3 protein-coding genes are annotated in these 3823 nt (G+C 72.7%); all 3 read left to right on the forward strand.

Annotation, left to right across the window (positions count from 1 at the left end; all coding sequences use genetic code 11):
* On the forward strand, nucleotides 1-1217 hold a 1217-nt coding region (locus tag ACWF94_RS35930), incomplete at its 5' end, for an erythromycin esterase family protein (RefSeq protein ID WP_453498580.1).
* 167 nt (nucleotides 1218-1384) lie between these two features.
* Entirely contained in the window at nucleotides 1385-2794 is a 1410-nt protein-coding gene (locus ACWF94_RS35935) for a serine-threonine protein kinase (protein WP_453498583.1), read from the forward strand.
* A 349-nt stretch (nucleotides 2795-3143) separates the two neighbouring features.
* Nucleotides 3144-3755 carry a hypothetical protein gene (locus ACWF94_RS35940; RefSeq protein ID WP_453498585.1) on the forward strand — a complete coding sequence of 204 codons (612 nt, stop codon included), beginning with the start codon at nucleotides 3144-3146 and terminating at the stop codon, nucleotides 3753-3755.
* Nucleotides 3756-3823 lie beyond the last annotated feature (68 nt).

The following is a 3823-nucleotide window of genomic DNA, read 5'->3' on the forward strand; positions in this document are numbered from 1 at the left end:
CCCCGGGCGACCCCGTACCCGCCCTGGCGCGGGCGGCGCACCCGCTCGCCGATACCCGCCCGCTGGAGCGGATGATCGGGGCCGCGAAGATCGTCGGCATGGGCGAGGCGACGCACGGCTCCCATGAGTTCTTCCGGACCAAGCACCGGGTCCTCCGCCGTCTCGTGGAACGCGAGGGCTTCACCACCTACGCGCTGGAGGCCAACTGGAGTTCCGGGCTCCGGCTCAACGACTATGTGCTGCACGGGAAGGGCGACCTCCGGCGGATCATGGCGGAGGAGTTCCAGAACGCGTACCTCATCTGGAACACCCGGGAGTACCTGGAGCTGATCCAGTGGATGCGGGCCCACAACCTCCGGCATCCGCACCGACCCGTACGGTTCATGGGCAACGACGCCGGATACGCGGGCCCGGAGCTGTTCGACCGGGTGACCGGCCATGTCGCCGCGCGGTACCCGGCCCTGCTGCCCGAGATCCGGAGCCTGCACCGGGCCTCGCGGCCGACGGCGTCCGTCGACCGGACCATGAGGGAGTATCTGCTCAAGCCGCTGGCCGAGCGGCGGGCGCTCGCCGCCGATGTCCGGCGGGCGCTGGCCCTGCTGACGGCGCGGCGGCCGGGTTCCGACCCTGAGGGGCACGCCCTGGCGATACAGCACGCGCGGGCCATCGCTCAGGTCGGCACGATGTACGCCCACGACTTCGCCCGGCCCGAGGGGGTCGCGGAAATGATGCGCTACCGGGACCGGGTGATGGCCGAGAACACCGTCTGGTGGCAGCGGTTCACCGGCGACCGCGTGCTGCTCTCCGGGCACAACGGCCATCTGGGGTACGAGGCGACCAGACCGGAGCAGATTCCGAAGGTCCAGGGCGCGTTCCTGCGGGATCTCGTCGGTGCCGCCTATGTCAACGTCGGATTCACCTTCGGCCAGGGGGCGTTCCACGCTTTCGACACGACCGACCCGGCCCAGCCGCTGCGCACCTTCACGGTGGGGCCGCCGGAGCCCGGGAGCGGCGAGGAGACCCTGGAGCGGGTGTCCCACCGCGACTACTACCTCGATACGCGGACGGCCCCGGCGTCCGCACGCGCCTGGCTGGGCGAGCGCAGGCCGGTCCGCTCCATCGGCGGCTGGCCGGAGCCGCCCGAGCCGACCCGGCTCTCGGTGTCGTACGACGTACTGATCCATCTCCACCGGGTCACCGCCGCCGACCGGCTGTGATCCGCTCCGGCCCGCACCGCCCGGCACAACTCCCCGATTCTGACCGGATGTGAACGGCTCCGGTCGAGTGTGACGGGACGCGTCCCGGGTATAGCGGTACCTCCCCCGACGCAGGATCCTGGTCAGGGAACCGTCACAGAAGCGGATGTATCGGGGGAGGGGCAGTCATGCCGGAAATCAGCGTGGGGCCATATCAGGACATCACCTTTGACAAGGACGGTGATGTCGACCCGGCGGAACGGGACCGGCTGCTGGCGCTGGACGTCACCGATCTGGTGATGTTCGCGCATGGCTGGAACAACTCCCCCTCGGTGGCGAACCGGCTGTGCTCCGCCTTCTTCGCACCCTTCCCGGGGCTGCTGGCGCCGGGGGTGCGGCCCGGGTACGCGGGGATCGTCTGGCCGTCGATGAAGTTCACCGACGAACCGATCCCCGATTTCACCCCGTCCCTCCTGGGGGCGTTGGGGCCCGGGACGGCGGGGCGGTATCCGGCCGTGGAGCCCGCTTTGGACGCGGCGACCGTCGACGCCCTGAACGAGCTGTTCCCCGGGCACGCGGCGACCGTGGCACGGCTGGCCCGGCTGCTGGCCGAGCAGCCGGAGTCGGAGCACGCGTTCGCGGAGTTCGGCAGGCTGGCACGGGAGCTGGCCCAGGCTCCGGCGGGCGGGCTCGAAACCTGCTTCACCGACGATCTGCCGCAGGACGAGCAGGGGCCGCCCGCGGTGCTGTACGAGGACGCGCTGCGGATGTGCCGGCTCCTCGCCCTGGCGCTGGAGGAGACCGACCCGCCCGCCGGCCCGGAGTCCGCCTTCGGCGGGCCGCTCGGACCGGTCGGCTCTGTCAGTGCCGTGGGCTCCGTCGGCTCCGTCGGCTCCGTGGGCTCCGCGCTGGGCGGCGGGCTGGGCGGCGGGCTGAAGAAGACCTGGCGGGGCGCGAAGGAACTGCTGCGCCAGACCACGTACTACGCCATGAAGCGCCGCGCGGGGGCCGTCGGTGAGCTGGGGCTCGGGCCGCTGCTGGGCCAGCTCGCCCGCACCCGGCCCGGACTGCGCATCCATCTGGTGGGCCACAGCCAGGGGGCGCGGCTGGTGGCGTTCGCGCTGCGCGGGCTGCCCGACGGGGTCCGCGGTGTGAAGTCCGTGACCCTCCTCCAGGGGGCGTTCTCGCACTACGCGTTCGCGCCGAGCCTGCCGCATGCCGCCCGGCACGCGGGAGCGCTCCAGTCCATGGAACACCGGGTCGACGGTCCGGTGGTGGCCTGCTACTCCCGGTACGACACCGCCCTGGGCACGATCTATCCGGTGGCGTCACGGCTCGCCGGGGACGACCGGGAGCTGGTGGGCGCGGACAGACGCTGGTGGGCGGTCGGGCACGACGGCATCCAGGCGGCCCGGCCCGCTGCCGCCCGGCTGACGCTGGCGGAGGCGCTCGCCCGGGGCATTCCGGCCAGTGGCTGTGTCAGCGTCGACACGGCGTCGGTGGTACGGCGCGGGGGTCCGCCGTCCGGCGCGCACAGTGACATCTGTCACCCGGAGCTGGCGCGGGTGGTGGTCTCGGCGGGCCGTATCGGACGGTGAGCGGCCGTGCCGGCCCGGCGGCACGGACCGGGCGGGGACCGGGACCGGGCGGGGCCCGGGGGCCGGGCGGGGCAAGGGGGCCGGGCCGGGCAAGGGTCCGGGGGCCGGGCAAGGGTCCGGGGGCCGGGCCGGGCGGGGCACAGGTGTTCAGGGCACCTTCCCCTGCCCCGGCGGCCCCGGACCGTGACGGGGGGTGTCCCATGTGCACAGTGGGGCAGGTGTTCCGGGGTATCGGGCACCGTGGGGACGTTTCCCTGATGGGCTCCATCGGATTTTCGATGGAGCCGGATCGGGCACTCATACGTCCATACACCAACGCCGATGTACCAGCGACGGAGGTGGCAGTGCGATGGCCGGTTTCCGGAGTCTTGCTAGACAGGTGCGCGACGCGCGGTGTGATCTGGCGCTGAGGCGCTACTCACTGCGCAAGTGCCTTGAGCGCTTTGCGCCCTATGGGCACCGGGCCACCTGGGATCATCTGTGCGTCCGGCACAGCATCGAACCCGAGGACCGGGCACCCGACCCGGCACGGCTGGTGGCAGCCCTGGAGGAGCTGGAGCGGGCGCGGGCCGTATGGCTCGCCTACGAGGAGGGGTTCGCGGATCGCCGTAAGCGCGAGAAGTACGACGGGCTGCGCCGCCCGGCCGCCATGGACGACTGGCACCGGCGCACCTGGGGCGGGAACGGGGTCGCGCGCTGCGACAGCCCGGTCGACCATCCCTCGGCGCCCCTCGACGAGGTGCTGCGCCGGCTGATCTCCGCTCTGGAGCAGGAGCCGGGCGAGAGTTGTCCCGTCTGCGGGACGCGACACATCGTCTGGCGGCAGGACCTGGCGAACGAACCCTGGACCGGCCCGGTGTGCACGGGCTGCGGCATCGTGGTGCCCCAGCCCGTACTGACCTCCGAGGCCGTGGCGGCGGCCAAGGACGCGGGCCGCGGGGAACTGGCCTCCGTGGCCTGAGCGGCGCGGGGGCGGGCCGCGATGTGCGGGACGCCCCCGTGTACCGATCCGGCACCTGACATCCATTT

The organism is Streptomyces sp. NPDC055078 (assembly GCF_053607985.1).